This window comes from Hydrotalea sp., assembly GCA_030054115.1.
In the GTDB taxonomy this organism is placed as follows: Bacteria; Pseudomonadota; Alphaproteobacteria; order JASGCL01; family JASGCL01; genus JASGCL01.
Map to the genome: position 1 here is coordinate 7,882 of JASGCL010000018.1, position 20,766 is coordinate 28,647.

The window sequence follows — 20,766 nt, forward strand, 5'->3', positions numbered from 1 at the left end:
AACGAAGTGGTAGGGCGAACCATATTGCCCTCAAGTAACGAAGTGATAGGGCGAACCATATTGCCCTCAAGTAACAAAGTGATAGGGCGAATAATGTTGGATGAAATAGTCTTGCCCGCCAAGCAATTGCCAAAAAATTTTGTCATGTCCGATTGGGTGCAGGCGATGATGGACCTGGCCAATTTAATATGCCGCGTCGAAAGCCCAGCCTGCGACAATTGCCCATTGCAGGCCGAATGTTTGGGTAAAAAAAAATGGCGCGATTACCCGCAACCAAAAATAAAAAAAGCCAAGCCAATTTTTTATGGCGCGGTGTTGATTTGCAAAAACAGCAACGGCGAATATTTGTTGGAACGGCGACCGGTCAATAAAAAAAACACCAAGCCAAAAACCGCCAAGGCAATAAAACCGGTAACAGATATATCAGCCGGCCTGTATCAGGGGTTGTTGGTGTTCCCCATGACGCCGCTGGTGCGTGACTTAAAAATGCTCGACCAGCAGGTTGCCAAAATGAAACAACAAAACATTATCAAACAGCTTAAAAATAATTGCGTGGTGCATGATTTGACCCATCGGCGGTTGGTGTTATCGCTGGTTTTTTCTGAAAAAACCCCTGCCGATGGTAAGGCAAAGCAAGGCAAGGCGGCGGATAATATGATATGGGTGGCGGATGATAAATTGGCCTCCTTGCCTCTTCCCTCGGTGATGAAAAAAGTGATAAAGCAGATGGCCGATTAAATTTTTATGCCCACGCCCACGCCCGCCGCCTTCCCCTACCCGTTGCGAAAAAAAGTCGCCTTTTCTGCCGGCAACCTGTTGGGCGGGTATTTTTTTAATAGCTACCGCCGCACTATTTTAGCCAGTAGCGGCGTGTTGCTCGGCATTTTATTGCTCGGGCAAATTATCTATTCCTTGCCGGCGATTATTGCCACCGGTTTTAACCCGCTAATGTTGTTAAAAATTATTGTTTGTTACAGCCCCCAGGCCCTGACGATTATTTTGCCACTGGTTGCATCGTTCGGTGTTTTTGTCGCGATGCGTCGCCAATTTGAAAACCATGAGCTATTGATGGCGCGCGGCTTTGGCATTGCCGAAAAACAATTATTGCGCATCGTGCAAAAATTGGGGTTGATTGGTTTTGTTGTCCTGTTGGTTTTAAAATCTTACTTTGCGCCCTGGGGCCAGGCCGGTTACCGCGATGTAAAATTTGCCGCGACGCAAAACATCGCCCGTTCGATGGTCGAGGAAGGACGATTCTTCAGCCCCAACTATGGCAGTTCGGGCTTTACGATATTCATCGGCAAGAAAAATTTTAATGGCGCCCTGAGCGATATTTTTATTTTTGACAATCGAAACCTCGGCCATGTGTCGGCGATTAGCGCGCAGAAAGGGGCCATGACCAACAATAACATCTTAACCCTCGACAATGGTATAGAATTTAAAGTCGGCGGGCCGCGCGTTACCAGCCTGGGGTTCGAGCGTTACAGCATGGATGTCTCGGTTTTCCAGCAAAAAAAACAACGGCGCAGTGTAAACGAAATCGATAGCAATGTTTTTATAAAAATGTTGTTGGTGGTGCAGGAGGATAAAAACGAGTATTATTATGCCTGGCTTATCCTGGCCGAGCGCGTGGTATATAGCCTGCTTGGTTTTTTCTTTCCGCTATTTGCCGCGGTGATATTGTGGCGAAGCAAGGTTGATAAGTCGGGAAGGTATTTTGGTTCTTTAAGCTTATTATTTTGCCTTACCATCGCGTTTGTTATCATTCACTTGGTGACATATAATTATGCGCGAGACCATTTGGGCCATTGGTATATTATGTTTGTGCCGGCGGGGTTGTTGCTGACAACATTTTTATTGTTACGTTATTGGCCGGCGCGTCGTGGTCGGCAGGATCGCCCAGACGATGCGCCACGGGTCATGGCGGCACCCCTTAATTAAATTATCGACCGGCGACATTTTTTATTGGCAAGATTTTTTTTAAGGCTGTCGCGCGGCGGGCAATATTCTTAATGCGCCAATCGCCAATTTTTTCCTACCCCGCCCGCCACCGGAAAAAGCAAAAAATCCTGTTCTTGACCGCGCCAATCGATTTTGTCGTTGGTCGGGCCGTAACTGGGCCAGTGGCGTTTGTCAAACCCCAGCAACGACACCTCGCTCATCATTTCCCTTAACACCGGTTCGATTTGCGTCGCCTTGTCCTCGTCGACCTCGAACAACAATTCGTCGTGAATTTGCAATATCATTTGGCAATGGGGTTGCAATTTATTGTCGGCCAAGTAGCGGTCGATTTTTATCATCGCCCGTTTTATAATATCGGCCGCCGTGCCCTGCAATGGCGCGTTCATTGCCTGGCGTATGGCATAGGCCTTGGCCGGCCCCTTGCTGGTGATGGCGGGCAGGTAAATGCGCCGGCCAAATAATGTTTCGACAAAATGATTTTTTTCGGTGGTGGCGATGACATGGTCCATGAATTCTTTTATCCCGGGCAATTTTTCGAAATAACGTTTGATAATATCCTTCGCTTCGGCCTGGGGGATTTGCAATTGCCGCGACAGGCCAAAGGCCGAAATGCCATAGATAATACCAAAATTCACCGCCTTGGCGCGGCGGCGCACCTCGGGCGTAACTTTTTCAATCGGCAGGTCAAAAATTTCCGCCGCGGTCGAGGCGTGAATATCGTCGCCGCGCAAAAATGCTTTTTTCAAGGCCGGTGCGCTTGATAACAATGCCAAGACACGCAGTTCGATTTGGCTGTAATCGAGCGACAATAATAATTTGCCGCGCGATGCAATAAAACATTCGCGCAACGCCACGCCGTCGGCGGTGCGGATGGGAATGTTTTGCAGGTTGGGGTTGAGCGACGATAGCCGGCCGGTTTGCGCGTTGGTCGATGAAAAATGGGTGTGGAGTCGCGCCTGGCCATTTTTATCGCGCCGCGCCAAAAGCGGCAGGCTACGAATATAGGTGTTGTTTAATTTTTCCAAATGGCGATGATACAAAATATCGGCGATAACCGGATGCTCGTCTTGCAAAGCTTCCAACACCTCGGACGATGTTGAAAATTGGCCGGTTTTGGTTTTGGCCATTTTGTCGCCGCCGATTTTTTTGACGTTAAATAACACCTCGCCCAATTGTTTTGGGCTGGACAGGTTAAATTCCTGCCCCAAATTGTCAAAAATTTTTTTCTCAAGGTTGGCAATTTTCTCATCGGTTTGCTTGCCGAGCGCGGTGAATTTTTCCACATCGATGGCGATGCCGACCTCCTCCATCGCCGCCAAACGGGGGAGCAGGGGGCGTTCTATCTGTTGGTAAACGCGCGTCATTTTATTGGCCGCCAATTTTTGTTCGTAAAAAATCCCTAGCCGCACCAATTGATAAGCCATGAAACATAATTGTTGTTGCAGTGCAATACCATCGGCATTTTTTTCCTTCGCCGCTTCTTTTGCCAAATCCTTGATAAATTTTTCCAAATAATCTTGGTCGATATCGCTCATGTCGTCATTTTTTGCGCCAGCGAACAGGCAAAAATGAAGCACCGACACATCGGTTACATAATCCACCCCCGCGCCATGGCGGTGCAGGGCGATGCTGGTGCTGACCGCCTCGTGATTAAATTTGTTGATGGCGTCGTTGCCGAACATGGCCTTAATTTCCTGCGGCATGGGTTGGCCGGCATGGTCATTGGCTTGTTTATTGCCAACAAACAAATCATTGTTGTCGGTGGTCGTTGCATTATTTGGCGGCGGGGCCAGGGGCAACAAAAACGCCTCGCCATTTTCTAATCCCATCGCTAAATAATTATCCAGCAAAACAAAACCCACCCGGCCAAATTTTTCGATGGCGGCCAGCACCGCCGGCAGGTTTTTTTCATCCACCATGGTCGGGGTAAAATCGCTGGGCTGTTTGGCGGGCAAATGCGGCTGGGTTAGGTTATTGCCGTGCGGCAAGTTATTGCCACCACCATCGCTGGCCGCAACTGCTTCGGTTTTTTTATTCTTGCTGGCGGTGGTTTTCGCGGTGGTTGCTGGGGCCACGTCGCCGCCACCCAGGTTAAATTTATTGCGCCATTTTTGCGCCAATTTGTGAAATTCCAATTCTTCAAAAAATTGCAATGCCGCCAGCTGTTGCGCCGGGTCGGCGTCCAGCGGTGCCGGCAATTGGTCGGGGTTTAATTGCAACGGGGCGTCGCGCCGCAACAATGCCAATTGGTGAAAAATTTTGGCTTCCTTAATATGGCCGCGCACGATTTCCTGTTGCCGTTTGTTTTCAATTTTATCAACATTGGCCAACAGGTTTTCCAAATTGCCAAATTGATTGATTAAATTGGCGGCGGTTTTTGGCCCAATCCCGGGCAGGCCGGGGAAACCATCGGACGCATCGCCCATCAATGCCTGGACATCGGCAACTTTCTCTGGCGCGACGCCAAATTTTTCCATCACCTTATCCGCCCCGACATCGCGGTTTTTAAACGGGTCGATAAGGCTTATCTTACCACCGATAAGTTGCATCATGTCCTTATCCGACGAATAGATTTTTACATTGTAATCTTGCGCGGCGGCGCGCGTCGCCAGGGTGGCAATAACATCGTCGGCCTCGAACCCTTTTTCCTCCAACAATGGCAAGGACAGGGCGGCGGCGGCACGGCGAAAAAATGGGAACTGCGGGATTAAATCCTCGGGCGTTTCGCCGCGATTATCTTTATATTGCGGGTAAATTTCATGGCGAAAATTTTCGCGCGCCGAATCGAACACCACGGCAATGTTGGCTGGTTTTTTATCCAGCACGTTCAGCAACATTTGGCAAAAACCAAATATCGCGCCGGTCGGCAAACCATCCGACCGCGTCAACGGCGGCAGGGCGTAATAGGCACGAAAAATATACCCCGAGCCATCCAGCAAATATAAATCCTTTTTCGACATGCCGTAACATTATCATTTTTTTGGTGGCCTGGCCACTTTAACTTTTTTACTCACTGGTGGCCACCACTACTTAATCTGCCCGCGCCACTTAAAAAACATGAGGCACAATTTTATATGGCACCAGTTTACGATATTGTTGCCATGCTGGCCCATATTTTTTGGCGCATTTTTTGTCGTCGCGTATTGCCCGATGCGTCAGCAATATCGTCAAAAACACCACGTAAAAAAATGGCATGAAATAACCAAAACCGGTGGCGACCGACCAGCATAATGCCGCGCCAATTTCCGGCACATAATGGAAATGCCGACTGATGCCCCAAAAGCCGGAGGCGAGAAGCAACGATTCCTTTTTCTTGCCATCGATTGTTTTATATGGCGCGCGAATTAACCGTGGCGCACGCCCCCAGATTTTCGCCTTGCCATTTGTTTCGCGCACCATTTGCCGTTGCCGGTCGGCCCAATAATTCACGCCGATGCAACCCAAGCCCAATAAAAAAATCACCAACCCCCAGGCAAAGGGCAAACCAATCGGGTGGTTGACCATGAACATCACGGGCGATGTGTAAACCGCCGGCACCCACACCAAACACCCCCAGCAGATGTAAAAACCCGCGCGGTCGGTCATAATATCCATCGACCGCATGTAACCGCTTTCCCAAATAAAAAATTTAAATAGATAAATCGCGATTAAGGCCGCCGATAAAATAATCGACCAATCGGCCGCGCCATGGATATTTTTTTGCGCAAAGGCAAAGGACACCACCGCCAATGACCAACCGGTCATGCCGAATCGACAATTGGTGAATTGTTTTATGTCCCAACCAAACAGCCGTGGGTAAAGTTCTGTCCCCCAGTAATAATCAAAAATGAAGGAGGAAGAGACGCTGTTATCCCGCGTGCTGGGGGCAAAACGCCCCTTGGCATAAAGGAAAAGGCAAAACATCAGGGCGGTGATATTCAACGCCGCCAAGATATCGCCAAAATTATCGTAAATAATGCTGGGCGGAAATAGCGGCCACAGCAATGAAAACCCAAAAAACAAACCATAGGTAACGATGTAAGACAACAGCCCATTGTTTTTGTAACGCGGCACATGACCGGTGGGGGTTATCGGCCCGTCGTATTTTTTGCCCGGCAGAATACGCATCAACAGCAATTGCCCGGCGGCAAAAATACCGATAATGCCCCAGGCCGTGGGGGTGCCAAAAAACCGCGAGAACCAGGCGTCATGCAACAGCGACCACAAACCATGTTGCCATATATATTGCCCCAGGTTATAAAAAGAACCATCAAGATTTTGATTGGTGTAATAGAGCACCATGGCAAAGCCCGGGCAGGCAACCAGTAAAAAAAGCGCGCTGATTTTATAAAACCAAGTTTGGCGAAAAAAATTGCCGTAGGTCAGGTCGCTGTAATCCATTATCTGTCCGATTATATTTTCGACTGGTTTTTTGCAAAGATAGCACCACAATAGGGGCATTCGATTTCTTTTTTATCGCGCAGGTTCAAATAAACCCCCGGGTGGCCGGCACCAACCACCACCGACCCGTCGCAATAAACGCGCGGTTCATCGACCATGATTTTGTCTAGCTTTTTTATCGAATTGGTAATTGGCGCGGGCATTTGGCGGGACATTTGGTTGGCGGTGGCGGTTTTTAACAATGTAATTTTATAAAACGTCATCACAAAAAATACAAGAAAAAACGCAGGGCATCGCACCCCCCTTAAGCCGCGTTAAACAACCGGCGGTTCGCCGTAACGATTGGTTTTTTTAGCACCGGACAACAGGTCGATAATAAACCCAACCACTTCCGGAATAAAAAGCAGGGTTAGACCAGGCAACCCGCGGTCGTGAAACCGCCGCACCGTTACCGAAATGGACGGCGGCAACAGGTAAAGCGTTGCCAACAACACCGGAATGGCCGATGCCGCGACCGGCGAAATAAAACGAATCGCATCGTTGACGAAATCGATGTTCATTTGCCACAGGGTTGCAAATGGAAAAATGGCAAGGGCGATAAAACCCGCCACCGCCGCCAGCAACAACCACCCGACATGCCGCCAGACATAGGTTGGCAAGGAAAAAATAAAACAAGCCGCCAAGAATCGCAACCCCATGTCGGGGGCCAGGGCGGGGTTTATCGGCGCAAAATATGCTTTATAGACAGACAACGATATCGAGGCGGCAATGGCATGGATAGCCCAGAAAACAAATTGTCCGGTCCAGTATTCGCGGCGCGACGCGCGACCCGTCAGGGTAAAATATTTTTTAACGAAGATGCTGTGGAGGACGTTTATCATGATGTTGTTCCTTGGATGGTCACTTCATTGATGGGTGACCAACTGCCTTTCCGATAGCACCTTTATAGCATAATTTGGCCGGCTTGTAAAACGGGGGTGCGGCCGCATAACGGCGCGGCGCGTGCATGATGACGGCGCGGCGGGTGTGGCGCGCCAGGCCAAGCCGCCGCGCGGGTATGCCCCGCCAAACCGGCCGTTGCCTAATAACTCAGCTCAATAAGCTCTTCAAAGTTTTCCAGTGTCATTGGCCGCGAATTGCCCGACGTGTTGGGGTCGCGCAACGCATGTTCGGCCATGACGGAAAATTTATCCTTGGTGACCTTCAAATCGCGCAGGCCCTTTGGCACGCCCAATTCTTCCTTGAATGCAATCAACCAATCGATAAAGCCCTTGTTGCTGGTATCTTTCAAACCCAAAACATGCGCCATCACTTGATAGCGATCTTTCACATAATCTTGGTTATATTCCATGACATAGGGTAACAACACGCCGTTGGTTAAACCATGGTGGGCGTTGAAAAAACCGCCGACCGGGTGGGCGATGGAATGCACCGCCCCCATGTTTTTTTGAAACGCCATTGCCCCCATGGCCGAACCCAATAACATGTGCGAACGTGCCTCGGTATTTTTGCCGTCCTTAAAAGCAATCGGTAGGTATTTTTTGATAAGCCTCATCCCCTGCAACGCCACGCCGTCGCATATCGGGTGGAAATTGGGGCAGGCAAAGGATTCGATGCAATGGGTCAGGGCGTCCATGCCGGTTGCCACGGTTAAAAATGGCGGCAGGTCGAATGTTAATTCGGGGTCCTGAATAACAATGCTGGGCAACATCAGCGGGTGGAAAATAATTTTTTTCTCGTGGGTTTGTTCGTTCAAAATAACCGACGCACGGCCAACCTCCGACCCGGTGCCAGCCGTGGTGGGAATGGCGATGGTTTTAACAATGCCCTCGGGGTTGGCGCGTGTCCACCAATCGCCGATATCTTCAAAATCCCACATCGGGCGGGTTTGCCCGGCCATGAAGGCGATGGTTTTACCGGCGTCCAGCCCCGACCCGCCGCCCAACAATATCACGCCGTCGTGTTTGCCGTCGCGAAAAACCTTTAACCCATCGTTGACATTGGTTTCGGTTGGGTTGCCCTGAACCTCGGCAAAAAAACCAAAGGGAATTTTCCCATTGCTCAAAATATCCTTGACCAATTTGACCAATGGCATGGTGGCCAGGCCCTTGTCGGTTACCAACAGCGGGTTTTTAAAACCCACTTCCTTAACGGCCGCTGGCAAATCTTGCACGCGCCCCGCGCCGGCCCAAATTTTTGTTGGGTATGAAAAATTGCCCTTGCCTGTGAATTTATCGGTCATGATTTTTTTCTCCTTAATGTAAAGTTATAGTTTTTTTAGGTGGAAGTTTTTTGGCCTTGTCACGCTGTCAAAGCCACCAAACCCCAGCGAAATGCCACGGCCGGTTTCTTTGGTGCCCGTCCAACCCAGACCTGGGTCGACGTAATCGCAACGATTCATAAACACCGTGCCGGTGTCAAGTTGCCGGCCGATGGTGGTCGCCCGTTCAACATCGTTCGTCCATAACGAAACGGTCAGGCCAAATTGGCTGTCGTTCATCAATTGAACGGCTTCGGCGTCCGATTTAACCTTCATTATCCCGACCACCGGGCCAAATGTTTCCTCGCGCATCACCACCATGTCGTGGTTGACATCGGTCAAAATTTGCGGCGCGACGTAGCAATCCTTGCCATTGTCTTTCGGGAACAATTTGGGGTCGATATGTGGCTTCGCGCCATCTTTTATCGCGGCGGCAACCTGGTCGCGCACTGTCTTGGCAAAACGAATATTCGCCATTGGCCCCAGGGTGGTTTTTTCATCCAGCGGGTTATCCAGCACGTATTTTTTTGTCAATTCGATGGCACCCGATAAGAACTCATCATAAACTTTTTCATGAACATAAATCCGTTCGATGCCGCAACAACATTGCCCCGAATTAAAAAACGCGCCATCGACCAAACCATCGATTGCCGCCTTGATATCGGCATTTTCCATGACATAGGCCGGGTCTTTACCACCCAATTCTAAGCCAACACCGGCGAAGGAACCGGCCGCCGCCTTTTCAATCGCGCGGCCACCGCCGACCGAACCGGTGAAATTGACGAAATTAATATCGCCGCTACCCAATAGTTTTTCGGTTTGCCCATGGTCAAGCACCACATTGCTGAATAAACCATTTGGCAGGCCGGCCATGTCAAACGCCTTTTGAAAACGCTCACCCACCAAAATGGTTTGCGCCGAATGTTTCAATATCACCGCATTGCCCGATAACAGGGCGACGCTGATGGTGCTGTTGGCGGTCAGGTAAGGGTAATTCCACGGGGCGATAACCATCACCACGCCGACTGGCTCGCGCGCTTGGAATCGCACAAAACCTTCCTTCGGGTCGGGTGCCGACCGGTCGCTTAATGCCTGGTCGGCATATTGCAACATAAATTGCATCCGCTCGTCAAACCCGCGCCATTCGCCGCCAAATCGCACCGGCCGGCCCATCTGTTGCGCCAATTCGGGGATAATTTCTTGGTTCATCGATTGCATCGCCGCCATGAATTTCTTCATATATTCTTTGCGGGTGGCCAAGGGGGTTTTCGCCCATTCTTTCTGCGCGCGTTTTGCCTCGGCCACGATATTGGCCAGGGCTTCATTGCTGGTGGTGTCGCGACTGGCCAATAATTTGCCGTCGATGGGGGAGATACATTCGATTTTTTTCATGGTTTTGCTCCTTAATGGTTGCTTCATGTTAGGTTTTATTGTTACATTGTTGTCCCATGTTGCGTCCCATTTTATGTTACGTTGTCGCTTTTGGTATTTTCTTTTCTTTTTTCACCCGCAAGAAAAAAAATTTTTATATATTTGCTTTTAAAAAATCTTTTATCTTTCCCCCCATTGCGGAGGAAATTCATTGCGCTATTCCCTGACTCTGTGAAAAAAACCAACCTTTGTCAAATAAAAAATGAAAGGATGATAAAAAATTGTTTGCAAAAATCTTTTTATCGCCTTACAATTTGTCTTCATAAATCAATAATATCACCGGTTGTGCCATGGGCTAACTTGTGGCGTTAAAGAAATGTTGCGGGGCATATCGGGACATATCACGGGACTAATGGGGCATATATGGGACATATAATTGGGGCATAATTGTAAACACTATTGTTACAACTTAAAAAAAAGGAGAGAACAATGGCAAAAAATAAAAAAATGGGCTCGGCAGAAGATATAAAAGTTCTGCACAGCATGGGCTACGCCCAAGAGCTCGATCGCAAAATGTCGGGGTTCTCGAACTTTGCGATTAGCTTTAGTATCATCTGCATCTTGGCGGGTGGTATTAACAGCATCGCCCAGGCGACCAGTGGGGTCGGCGGCGGTGCCATCGGCATTGGCTGGATAATTGGTTGCTTGGTGTCGGGGCTATTCGCCCTCGGCATGGCACAGATTAGCTCATCCTACCCGACCGCGGGTGGCCTCTATCACTGGGGCTCTATCCTCGGCAACCGCTTCGTTGGTTGGTTAACCGCTTGGTTTAATCTTATCGGCTTGGTTGCCGTGTTGGGTTCGGTCGATGTCGGCTTGTGGTATTTCTTCAGTGGCGCCTTTGGCGAAAAACTGGGCCTTACCGATAACTTCTTGGGTATGTTTGGTCAGGTTACCTTGCTGGGTGCCGACGCCAACGTTCTTAATCTGGTTGTCTTTGTGCTTGGCGCATTGATTATCCAAGGTATCATCAACCATATCGGTATTCGCTTAACCAGCTTCCTGACCGATATTTCTGGCTATATTATCTTTGCCACCGCGGCCTTCTTGACCGTGATGTGCTTGGTCTATGCTCAGGGTTATGACATCAGCCGTCTTTGGACCTTCGCCAATAATTCGGGCGATGCTGGTGGTGGCGTCTGGCCAGAAACCAGCAATATGTGGTTGTTGTTTGGCGTGGGTTTGCTCCTGCCAATCTACACCATCACTGGTTATGATGCATCAGCCCATACGTCGGAGGAAACCCACGACGCTTCGACCTCGGTGCCAAATGGCATTTTGCGGTCGGTGCTGTGGTCTTCGATTGCCGGCTATGTCATGTTGGTGGCGTTCTTGCTGTTTATTCCCAGCATGGATGACGCCGCGAAGCAAGGCTGGGGGGTGTTCTTCTGGGCTATCAACACCATGCCGGCTTGGGCATCGTTCCTGATATATCTTGGTATCACCCTGGCACAATTTTTGTGCGGGTTGGCGGCCATGACCTCAACCTCGCGCATGGTATTTGCCTTTTCGCGCGATGGCGGGTTACCGCTGTCCAATGTGTGGCGCAAGGTTTCGACCAGCTTCCGCGTGCCGGCCAATGCTATTTGGCTGGTGGTGCTGTTGGCGGCGATACTTACCTCCTACGCTTCGATATACTCGGTCGTGGTGGCGGTGTGCGTTATCTTCGTCTTCATCTCCTACGCTATTCCGGTGATTGCTGGCTATTTCGCCATCGGCACATCGAAATGGAATAAAATGGGGCCATGGAACATGGGCAAGGCCAATTACAAAATTGTTGCCGCGCTGGTGTTTGTGGCGATGCTATTGGTCTTTTTCTTGGGGGTGCAAGCGCCCAATGAATTGGCCTTAAGCATTAGCATAGGCGTTTTCATCATCACCGCCATTGTGTGGTTCTTGATTGAAAACAAACGTTTCAAAGGCCCACCAATTGGTGCCGCCATTTCAAAACGTATGGCCGCCATTAAACAGGCCGAAAGCAAATTCAAAAATTAATTTTGAATTGTAATAAAAATCAACATCACCATTTTGGTTATTGAAAAATGACCATATGGGATGTTGATTTTTTTATGTTATCGTTATAGAAATTACGCACGATAGATAGTTGTTATATAAATTTAAAAAAAGAATTGAGTTGTCCCCATGAATACAAATAATAAAAACACAAACAAATCATCCGCCATTCCCATTATTAAAACAATCGACGATGCAAAAAAATTGGTCACCGACCGTGGCTTGACCCATGTAAAATTGGCATTGTGCGATACCGATGGTATTTTGCGCGGCAAATGGGTGGCGCGCGACAAATTCTTTTCCGCGTTGGATAGTGGTTTTGGTTTTTGCGACGTGATTTTTGGCTGGGACAGCAACGATGTTAGCTACGACCGCGGCGTTTTCACCAATTGGGATACTGGCTACCCCGACAGCAACATGCATGTCGCGGTTGAAACTGCCCGCAACCTGCCGACCGAGGCCTTTGGCGACAGCGCCGGCGCAGGGGGTGAGGGCAATGGTGAAATGAATCTGCTGTTCCTGGCCGAGGGTGGCGACGAACGGGTGAAGCAAGTTGACCCGCGGTCGATATTAAAAAAAGTCATCGCCTGGGGCGAAACCATGGGTTACCATGCCACCGCCGCGGTTGAATATGAATTTTTTGTATTTCGCGAAACACCCGAATCGGTGCGCGAAAAAAATTATCAAAACTTGACGCCGCTGACCCCCGGGTATTTTGGTTATTCATTGTTGCGCGCCGGCAAGGAACATTGGTTTTACGACCAATTGATGGCCATGTCGAACGAGATGCGCATGCCGCTTGAGGGGTTGCATACCGAAACCGGCCCCGGCGTGCTGGAGGCCGCGCTGGAAAAAGCCCCAGTGCTCGAGGCCGCCGACCGCGCCGCGATTTTCAAAACCTACGCCAAAATTTTGGCGCAAAAAAATGGCCTGATGGCGACCTTCATGGCGAAATGGTCGAACGCTTACCCGGGGCAATCGGGGCATATCCATCTTTCCTTGACCGACAACAATGGCAAGGGTGTTTTTTTCGATAAAGCAAAAGACCATAAGATGAGCGACACGATGCGCCATTTTATCGGTGGGCAAGAATTATTGATGCCAGAATTCTTGGCGATGATTGCGCCAACCGTCAACAGCTACACCCGGCTTATCCCCGGTTATTGGGCACCGCTTTACGCCGCTTGGGGGGTTGAAAACCGCACCACGGCATTACGCGTGATTGGCAGTTCGGAAAAATCGATGCGCGTTGAATACCGCGTTGCCGCCGCCGACCAAAACCCTTACCTTGCGCTGGCGGCTTCCTTGGCGTCGGGCTTTTACGGCATCAAAAACAAAATCGAACCACGGGCGATTATCACCGGCAATGCCTATGAAAATCCTGCGGCGAAAAAATACCCACTGCCGCGCACATTGGGCGATGCCGCGACATTATTCAGCGAATCAAAAATCGCGCGTGAAATTTTTGGCGATTTGTTTGTCGATAATTACGTCGTCAGCCGTCACCACGAACAGGGCGAGGCATTGAAGGCCATCACCGATTGGCAATTGCGCCGCTATTTTGAAATTATTTAGGGCGGCCGGCGTTTACGGGCAGGGCGAGGCAAGGCGCGGGTGGCGATGCCCGCGCAAGCTGGTGGCAAACCGCCCGCCCGGGTAACAGAGCCGATGGGCAAAGGACGGGTTAAAATTTATGTCCGTGGTTTTTTTGTTTTTTTTCCCATTTTGGTGTAAATAATCCCCCGTTCAATGTTTCCTAACCATCAATCAACCACGTGATGACCCAAAAAAATAAAAACGATTTTCCCGCCGCCAATATCATGGCGTTAGGCCGTGAATTTAAACACGGCCTGTTGCCGCCCGGCCCATTTCAAAAATTGGAATCGTTGCTGGCCGATATCACGCCGGCTGGCCCAATTGTTCCGTTACACGTGGGGGAGCCTGACGGCGGCCTGCCCGATTTTGTAAAACCGATTTTCGCCGAACCGGCATTTTACGACGGGTTTGGTAAATACCCCGAATTATTGGGGAGTAGCGCGCATCGCACGGCGATAAAAAATTGGGCGACGCGGCGTTATCACTTGCCAAATGATTTTTTATCCATCGACCCGCCGACCAATAATATCTTGCCGACGGTGGGTTCGCGCGAGGGCTTGGCACTTGCGATAAATTACGCGGTGCAAAAAAAACAACAGCGGTTAAAAAACGAACGGCCACTGGTCATCATCACCAGCCCGTTTTACCATGTTTACCATGCCAGCGGGATTGTCGCCGGTGCCGATGTTATCGCCATTCATTGTTTCGACGAAAGCCAATTGGACAAAAACCACGTCGCCAAAAAATTATCCTTGGCCGACGGCATCGCCACCTTGTCGCCGGCGATGCAAAACCGCATCGCCGCCATTGTGGTTTGCACCCCCGACAACCCGACCAGCCGCATTTTAACCCTGACCGAGATGGAACACCTACATGACATCGCCCACCGCCATGGCGCATTTATCATCAGCGACGAATGCTACGGCGACCTGCATTACGGCGTGCCACCGATAAGTTTTCTCAACCACGCCGCCAATGGGTTTGGTTTGGGCCAGGTTATCATCAGCAATAGTTTATCAAAACGCTCGGGCGCGCCGGGCCTGCGCGCCGGTGTGTTGTTGGGCGATGGCGCGGTGATTGCCGAATTGGCCAACCTGCGGGCGCATTTATCGGCCATCCCGCCGCGCTCGTTACAACTTATTGCCACCGCCCTGTGGAACGACGACGCCCATGTTGCGTCAGCGCGCGAAAAATACCAAGCACGAGCGCGGGTCGCGGCCAGCATCATCGGCCACTCGCCGTCCTTTCAAATGCCGTCGGCCGGTTTTTTTCTTTACCTGCGCTTCACCAACGACGGCGCGGCGGATGAAGCCACGTCGATAGCCGCGGGCGCACGGGCGGCGCGGGCGATTTTTGCCGCCACCGGTATTAAATTATTGCCGGCGGTTTTTATGGCGGGTGGCAATGCCGATGATGTTGATAACCCGGCGTCGGCCTACGCCCGGCTGTCGATGATTGTGGCGGGCGATGCCTGGCCGGTGCTATTGCAAAACTTGAAACCCTACCTCTTGCCCGATATTTAACTGCACCCTCGACCATCTTGATAAAAAACACAAACAGGCGCAGTTATTTTTCGACGACGACAATATAATTATATTACCATGGCAAAAAACAAAATTAAAAAAACCGCAACCGCGAACAAACCGCGCGTCAAACCCAGCAAGCATTTTTTAGAAAAATGGTTGGGGGCGCGGCTGGGCGGCCATGCGATTACGCTGGCGCAAAAAGGCTTCGGCACGGCTTGCCTGCTCCTCGGCGCATTGTTGGCGGTGGCGTTGTTCAGCCACGACGCAACCGACCCGTCCTTGACCACGCAATCCTCCGCGCCGATTAACAATTGGTTGGGGTTTGCCGGTGCGGTGGCGTCTGATTTGATTTTGAGTTTTTTGGGGCGCATCGCCGGTTACGGCGGGGTGGCGGTGTTTTTATTGTGGGGCATCGCCTTACTCAGCCCGATTACAAATGCCGATAAAAAACGTGGCGACGAACAATCGGGCAAGACGATTTTGAAACGTCTGTCGTTTTTGCATTTTTGGTTGTTTTGGCTTTTTATGTTTTTCCTCGGCGCGGCAAAGGTTATCCTCTTGCTGGTGTGGGGGCGTTATATCGACACGCAACAAACGCTCGACGACCCGGCGCACCCAATGTCGGTGTTGGAAAATTTTTGGCGCGATTTGCTGGTGACACATCTGGCGCAAAATGAATTGTTGGGCGTTATCGCCGGCTTGGCCTTGGTGTTTTTGGGGCTGTTGTTATTTTTATTATCGGGCATGTCCTTCGCCGAATGGCGTTATCTGTTGCGCTGGGTTTTGTCGGTGGTTGGTTTTTTCTTTTACGCGATTTTTTACGCCGTCGCGACGGTGCTCGGGGTTGCCCTGACGGCGGTTTATAAAACATTGGTGATGATACTGCCGATGGTTAAGGTGTTTTTGCCACGGCCGTCGTCGGTCGCGGGGGCGGTCGCCCAACGCCAGGCAATGTGGAAACGCATCTGGCGTAAACTATGGCACAATGTCACCGCGCCAGTCGCCGACGATGAAACGCTGCAGGGCGCAATTGTCGAATCCGCCGCGCCCGACAACCAAACCCTGACGCAACGGGTGATGGATCATTTCGACCGACCAAAAACCATACCTGCGCAATCACCAAAACGATTCGCATCGGCACCGATACATCATGGCGTTGTGAATCGAAACGCCCTGCCGCCGATAGAATTTTTGCAAATGGCCGAACCTCATAAAAACACAAAATCAAAATTCGACCAAGATGAAGAAAACCAAGCCATGGCCAATCGGGTGAGCGAGGCGTTGGCGCAATTTGGCGCGGCGGGGCGCATCGTCGCGGTGAAAATTGGGCCGGTGATAACATTGTATGAATTCGAACCCGAGGTCGGCATAAAAAACGCCCAGGTCATCGGCCTGGCGGGTGATTTGGCGCGCGCCCTGTCGGCGACCGCGGTGCGTATCGCGCCGATTGCCGGCAGAAACGTGCTGGGGATTGAGGTGCCAAACAGCACCCGCGATAAGGTTTTCTTGGGCGAGCTAGTGGCGTCCTCAACTTTCCAGCAAAGCCCGGCCACCCTGCCGCTTATTTTGGGCAAAAATATCTTGGGGTCGGCGATGGTGGTTGATTTAAGCCAGATGCCCCATCTGCTGATTTCTGGCACCACCGGTTCGGGCAAATCGGTGGCGATGAATGGGTTTTTGTTGTCATTGCTTTATCGCCACACGCCCGAAACCCTGCGGCTGATATTGATTGACCCAAAAATGTTGGAACTTTCGATTTACCAACATATCCCGCACCTGCTGTCGCCGGTGGTGACCGACCCGAAAAAATCGGTGATGGCCTTGCTGTGGGCGACGCGCGAAATGGAACGGCGTTACAAATTATTGTCAGAGCTCGGGGTGCGCAACCTCGCCGATTATCGCAAAAAAATGAAGAGCGACTCAAGTCTTGAAAACCTGCCGACCATTGTTATCATGGTCGATGAAATGGCCGACCTGATGTTGGTGATGGGGAAGGAGGTTGAGGTCTTGGTGCAACGCCTGGCGCAGATGGCGCGCGCCGCCGGCATTCACCTTATCATGGCGACCCAGCGGCCGTCGGTCGATGTTATCACCGGCACCATCAAGGCCAATTTTCCAACGCGCTTGAGCTACGCCCTGCCAACCCGCACCGACAGCCGCACCATCTTGGGCGTTGACGGCGCGGAGCAATTGCTTGGCATGGGGGATTTCCTTATCATGACCGGTGGCCGGGTTGAGCGCGGCCACGCACCATTCACGACCGAGGAGGAAGTGAAAAAAGTTACCGATTGGTGGCGCGCCCAGGGCGAACCACAATATTTGCCCGAGGCCGATTTGCAAAAATCGGTTTCGACCCGCGACATGGTCGACGACATGATGGGCGGCGGCGAGGATATGTATCAGCGCGCGGTCGACGTGGTGCGGCGCGAGAAAAAAGCCAGCACCAGCTTCCTGCAACGGCATTTGCAAATTGGTTACAACCGCGCCGCCACCTTGATGGATCAATTGGAAAAAAATGGCGTCGTCACGCCGGCCAACCACAGCGGCAAGCGCGAGGTGCTATAGCCCAAAACCATTACTTATAAAACTTATTCCTAAAATAATAATAAAAAATTCGCGGGTAAAATAAAAAATAAAAAATATAACGCAACCGCGCAATTGGCTGGTCGGTGGGAATGTTATCAAGCGGGTCGCGGCCATAAACCCGCCGCGTTAGGCACGACAGGGTGATAAGGCTGTGGCCAAGCCCGACCCGCAACCGCCCCCATAATTTTTTTTTGGTGCGGTTGGTGGTTTGTTGTTGGTGGGTGCGCACCAAATACAGCGGCGTCTTGGTGGTTTCCAGACTGACAATTTGATATTTTTCCTGCAGACGCCAAAACATATCGCGGTCGCCGCATGCACGAACGTTGCGATGCCACCCGACCTTGTCATAACATTTTTTTCTAAACATCGTGTTGCCATAAAACAAATTAAAACTGCCTTTAAGATTTGTCGTAAGGCGGCGGTCATCGTAATAAAAAGAAAACTCACCAGTTTTTATTTTTAAGGTAAGATAGTTCTTTATCGATTTGGTTGATAAATCCATGATATTATTTTTGGCATCAAGCATGGTGTAGCTGACATTCAGCCCGCCGATGTTTTTATTTTTTTCCAAAAAATCATATTGCAGTTGCAATTTGTCGGGGTGAGAAAAATCATCGGCGTCTTGCCACACCACATACCGACCCCGCGCCAGGCGCAGGCCGGCGTTGCATGCCATGCCAAAACCGCCATTGGCCTGTTGGTGCAATCTTATCCGCTTGTCGCGCGCCATGTATTTTTTCACCACCTTTGCGCCATCATCGGTCGACCCATCATCAATCACGATAAGCTCAAAATCCTTGAATGTTTGTTGCAATATCGATTCTATTGCCATGCCGACAAATTCTTTATGGTTATACAATGGCATAATAACCGATACCGCTGGTATCGGCGGGGGCATGATAACCGATACCGCTGGCTTGGCGGCCGTTGTTTTGCCTTGTGGGCGGCTGGTTGATGGTAATTTGCTTCTTGCCATTTTGTTCGATTCGATTTATTTGTTGTTTGTCCTTAGCAAAATAACTGCCCTATAGCAATTTACACTTATAGCATTTTCCACCATGACCGACAAAACCCCACGCCAAAAAATTTACGAGGGCAAGGCAAAAATCTTGTATAGTGGGGAGGCCGAGGGCACGCTGGTGCAATATTTTAAGGATTCCTTGACGGCATTCAACAATGTTAAAAAAGCCGAAAAATTGGGCAAGGGGGTTTTGACCGCCAGCATTTCCGAACAATTGATGTCGGTCGTGGCGTCGGCCGGCATTCCCACCTGTTTTATCAAACGCCTGTCGGCGCGCGAACAATTAATTCGCGAGGCCGATATTGTGCCGATAGAGGTCATGGTGCGCAATTACGCCGCCGGTTCGCTTGCCAAACGCCTCGGCCTGACGCCCGGCCTAAAATTGGCGCGGTCGATTGTCGAATATGCCTATAAAAATGACGAATTGGGCGACCCGTTGATTGGCGAAGACCACATCACCGCCCTTGGCCTGGCCAGCCCGCAAGAGCTCGACGACATGATGGCGATGAGCCTGCGCATCAACGATATTTTAACCGGCTACTTCGCCGCCATCAATTTAAAACTGGTCGATTTCAAATTGGAATTTGGCCGGGTGATAGATAACGAGGACGAAATTCGCATCATCCTGTGCGACGAAATTTCGCCCGACACCTGCCGCCTGTGGGATAAAACCAGCGATGAAAAATACGACAAGGATTTGTTCCGCCACGACTTGGGCGATGTCATGGCCGGTTACCAAGAAATTGCCAAGCGCATGAAATTGGTTTTTGAATTACCAAAAGAATAAATATCATGGCGGCATTTCTTATCACCCTGTCGGTCATGCCAAAAAACGGCGTGCTTGACCCGGCCGGCGTGGCGGTTAAAAACACCTTAAATGATTTGGGGTTCGGCGATTTATCCGCCGTTACATTGGGCAAATGCCTGCACCTGACATTAACCGCCAATGACGAGGCCGCGGCGAAAACCGCCGCCCTGGCGATGGCAAAAAACCTGCTGGCGCATGAGGCAATGGAGCAAGCCGATATTTTATCGATAACAAAAATAAAATAAGCCAGGTAACAAGTTTTGCGCTTCGCCCCCATGTTTCAACCATCGCTCGCCACCAATCATCGTGCCGACCAGGTTGGTGATATGGCCGAGGTCGCCTGCGAAGATTGCCATGACCTTTTGCCGCGCATCCCGGAAAAATCCATCGATTTGGTGCTGACCGACCCGCCCTATTTCATCGACGGCATGGGCGATGATTGGCAAGACGATAAATTACAGGTGAAGGTCGGCCGCGCCGGATTGGTGGGTAGCCTGCCGGTCGGTATGAAATTCGACAAACAACAGGGCGTTAAATTATACCAATTTATGTTGCCGGTCGCGCGGCAATGGTGGCGCGCCGTGAAACCCGGCGGGTTCGTTTTGTGTTTTTCGCAACCGCGCCTGGCGCATAAAATGGCGACCGCGCTGGAAGATGCCGGTTTCGATATCAAAGACATCTATGCCTGGCAACGGCCGGGCCAGGCCAAGGCCTTCTCCCAGGAGCATTTTATTCGCAAAAACAAAAACCTGTCGGCCGATGAAAAAATTGAGGTGATAAAAAATTTGCAGGGGCGCAAAACCCCGCAACTGCGCCCGACGATGGATTTAATCGTTATGGCGCAAAAAACCAAAGAGGGCACGTTCGTCGATAATTGGTTGCAATATAAAGTCGGTCTTATCGATGTCACCGCCGGCTTGCTGGAACGGGATAAATTCCCCGCCACCATCATGCCCTGCGCCCACGACGCGGTGCGTTACGACCATTTGACGCAAAAACCGGTCAACCTGCTCCGCCATTTGATTCGCATCTTCACCGCCGCCGATAAAAACACAACCATCTTGGATTGCTTCGCCGGCACCGGTTCGACCGCCGTGGCGGCGGCAATGGAGGGGCGACAATTTATCGCCTGCGACCGCGAGGAAAAATACGCCGCCATCGCCAACCTGCGCTTGCAGGAATT

At 50.7% G+C, this 20,766-nt stretch carries 16 protein-coding genes; 9 read left to right on the plus strand and 7 right to left on the minus strand.

Going from position 1 to position 20,766, the window contains the following annotated elements:
- Positions 1–738, plus strand: a 738-nt coding sequence (locus QM529_04685; protein ID MDI9313954.1) for an NUDIX domain-containing protein, incomplete at its 5' end; no start/stop codon positions are given.
- A 6-nt stretch (positions 739–744) separates the two neighbouring features.
- Positions 745–1,941, plus strand: a complete 1,197-nt coding sequence (locus QM529_04690) for an LptF/LptG family permease (protein MDI9313955.1) — start codon at positions 745–747, stop codon at positions 1,939–1,941.
- A 68-nt stretch (positions 1,942–2,009) separates the two neighbouring features.
- On the opposite strand, the gene polA is transcribed toward QM529_04690, so the two are convergent.
- The 6 genes from polA to QM529_04720 all read right to left on the minus strand — a co-directional run bounded on the left by polA (position 2,010) and on the right by QM529_04720 (position 9,994).
- On the minus strand, positions 2,010–4,922 hold the full coding sequence (polA, locus tag QM529_04695; protein ID MDI9313956.1) for a DNA polymerase I: 2,913 nt from the start codon (positions 4,920–4,922) through the stop codon (positions 2,010–2,012).
- 88 nt (positions 4,923–5,010) lie between these two features.
- A complete protein-coding gene (locus QM529_04700; GenBank protein ID MDI9313957.1) occupies positions 5,011–6,342 on the minus strand; it encodes a hypothetical protein in 1,332 nt (443 codons plus the stop codon).
- Positions 6,343–6,353: 11 nt separating this feature from the next.
- The gene (locus QM529_04705) at positions 6,354–6,605 is read right to left on the minus strand and encodes a zinc-finger domain-containing protein (GenBank protein MDI9313958.1); all 252 of its coding nucleotides are present in this window, start codon (positions 6,603–6,605) and stop codon (positions 6,354–6,356) included.
- A 51-nt stretch (positions 6,606–6,656) separates the two neighbouring features.
- On the minus strand, positions 6,657–7,223 hold the full coding sequence (locus tag QM529_04710) for a DUF805 domain-containing protein (GenBank protein ID MDI9313959.1): 567 nt from the start codon (positions 7,221–7,223) through the stop codon (positions 6,657–6,659).
- A gap of 200 nt (positions 7,224–7,423) precedes the next feature.
- Positions 7,424–8,584, minus strand: coding sequence for an iron-containing alcohol dehydrogenase (locus QM529_04715; protein ID MDI9313960.1), 1,161 nt, complete (start codon positions 8,582–8,584; stop codon positions 7,424–7,426).
- A 24-nt stretch (positions 8,585–8,608) separates the two neighbouring features.
- Entirely contained in the window at positions 8,609–9,994 is a 1,386-nt protein-coding gene (locus QM529_04720; GenBank protein ID MDI9313961.1) for an aldehyde dehydrogenase family protein, read from the minus strand.
- Between the two features lie 468 nt (positions 9,995–10,462).
- On the opposite strand from QM529_04720, the gene QM529_04725 reads away from it, so the two are divergent.
- From QM529_04725 to QM529_04740, 4 genes are all read left to right on the plus strand, one after another.
- Positions 10,463–12,028, plus strand: a complete 1,566-nt coding sequence (locus QM529_04725) for an amino acid permease (protein ID MDI9313962.1) — start codon at positions 10,463–10,465, stop codon at positions 12,026–12,028.
- A gap of 147 nt (positions 12,029–12,175) precedes the next feature.
- Entirely contained in the window at positions 12,176–13,621 is a 1,446-nt protein-coding gene (locus tag QM529_04730; protein MDI9313963.1) for a glutamine synthetase, read from the plus strand.
- 203 nt (positions 13,622–13,824) lie between these two features.
- The gene (locus QM529_04735; protein MDI9313964.1) at positions 13,825–15,165 is read left to right on the plus strand and encodes an aminotransferase class I/II-fold pyridoxal phosphate-dependent enzyme; all 1,341 of its coding nucleotides are present in this window, start codon (positions 13,825–13,827) and stop codon (positions 15,163–15,165) included.
- 78 nt (positions 15,166–15,243) lie between these two features.
- A complete protein-coding gene (locus QM529_04740) occupies positions 15,244–17,733 on the plus strand; it encodes a DNA translocase FtsK 4TM domain-containing protein (GenBank protein MDI9313965.1) in 2,490 nt (829 codons plus the stop codon).
- A gap of 10 nt (positions 17,734–17,743) precedes the next feature.
- Here the strand turns inward: QM529_04740 and QM529_04745 are convergent, their stop codons facing one another.
- Entirely contained in the window at positions 17,744–18,730 is a 987-nt protein-coding gene (locus QM529_04745; protein ID MDI9313966.1) for a glycosyltransferase family 2 protein, read from the minus strand.
- 82 nt (positions 18,731–18,812) lie between these two features.
- Between QM529_04745 and QM529_04750 the strand changes: the two genes are divergently transcribed.
- The 3 genes from QM529_04750 to QM529_04760 all read left to right on the plus strand — a co-directional run.
- The gene (locus QM529_04750; protein ID MDI9313967.1) at positions 18,813–19,562 is read left to right on the plus strand and encodes a phosphoribosylaminoimidazolesuccinocarboxamide synthase; all 750 of its coding nucleotides are present in this window, start codon (positions 18,813–18,815) and stop codon (positions 19,560–19,562) included.
- 5 nt (positions 19,563–19,567) lie between these two features.
- On the plus strand, positions 19,568–19,828 hold the full coding sequence (purS, locus tag QM529_04755; protein ID MDI9313968.1) for a phosphoribosylformylglycinamidine synthase subunit PurS: 261 nt from the start codon (positions 19,568–19,570) through the stop codon (positions 19,826–19,828).
- A gap of 30 nt (positions 19,829–19,858) precedes the next feature.
- Positions 19,859–20,766: site-specific DNA-methyltransferase (locus QM529_04760; protein MDI9313969.1), on the plus strand; the 908-nt coding region annotated here is incomplete at its 3' end.

Bases quoted from the DNA above. Each gene is read 5' to 3' on its own strand.
- QM529_04690 (MDI9313955.1), top strand. From the start codon at position 745: ATGCCCACGCCCACGCCCGCCGCCTTCCCCTACCCGTTGCGAAAAAAA.
- polA (MDI9313956.1), bottom strand. From the start codon at position 4,922: ATGTCGAAAAAGGATTTATATTTGCTGGATGGCTCGGGGTATATTTTT.
- QM529_04700 (MDI9313957.1), bottom strand. From the start codon at position 6,342: ATGGATTACAGCGACCTGACCTACGGCAATTTTTTTCGCCAAACTTGG.
- QM529_04705 (MDI9313958.1), bottom strand. From the start codon at position 6,605: ATGACGTTTTATAAAATTACATTGTTAAAAACCGCCACCGCCAACCAA.
- QM529_04710 (MDI9313959.1), bottom strand. From the start codon at position 7,223: ATGATAAACGTCCTCCACAGCATCTTCGTTAAAAAATATTTTACCCTG.
- QM529_04715 (MDI9313960.1), bottom strand. From the start codon at position 8,584: ATGACCGATAAATTCACAGGCAAGGGCAATTTTTCATACCCAACAAAA.
- QM529_04720 (MDI9313961.1), bottom strand. From the start codon at position 9,994: ATGAAAAAAATCGAATGTATCTCCCCCATCGACGGCAAATTATTGGCC.
- QM529_04725 (MDI9313962.1), top strand. From the start codon at position 10,463: ATGGCAAAAAATAAAAAAATGGGCTCGGCAGAAGATATAAAAGTTCTG.
- QM529_04730 (MDI9313963.1), top strand. From the start codon at position 12,176: ATGAATACAAATAATAAAAACACAAACAAATCATCCGCCATTCCCATT.
- QM529_04735 (MDI9313964.1), top strand. From the start codon at position 13,825: ATGACCCAAAAAAATAAAAACGATTTTCCCGCCGCCAATATCATGGCG.
- QM529_04740 (MDI9313965.1), top strand. From the start codon at position 15,244: ATGGCAAAAAACAAAATTAAAAAAACCGCAACCGCGAACAAACCGCGC.
- QM529_04745 (MDI9313966.1), bottom strand. From the start codon at position 18,730: ATGGCAAGAAGCAAATTACCATCAACCAGCCGCCCACAAGGCAAAACA.
- QM529_04750 (MDI9313967.1), top strand. From the start codon at position 18,813: ATGACCGACAAAACCCCACGCCAAAAAATTTACGAGGGCAAGGCAAAA.
- purS (MDI9313968.1), top strand. From the start codon at position 19,568: ATGGCGGCATTTCTTATCACCCTGTCGGTCATGCCAAAAAACGGCGTG.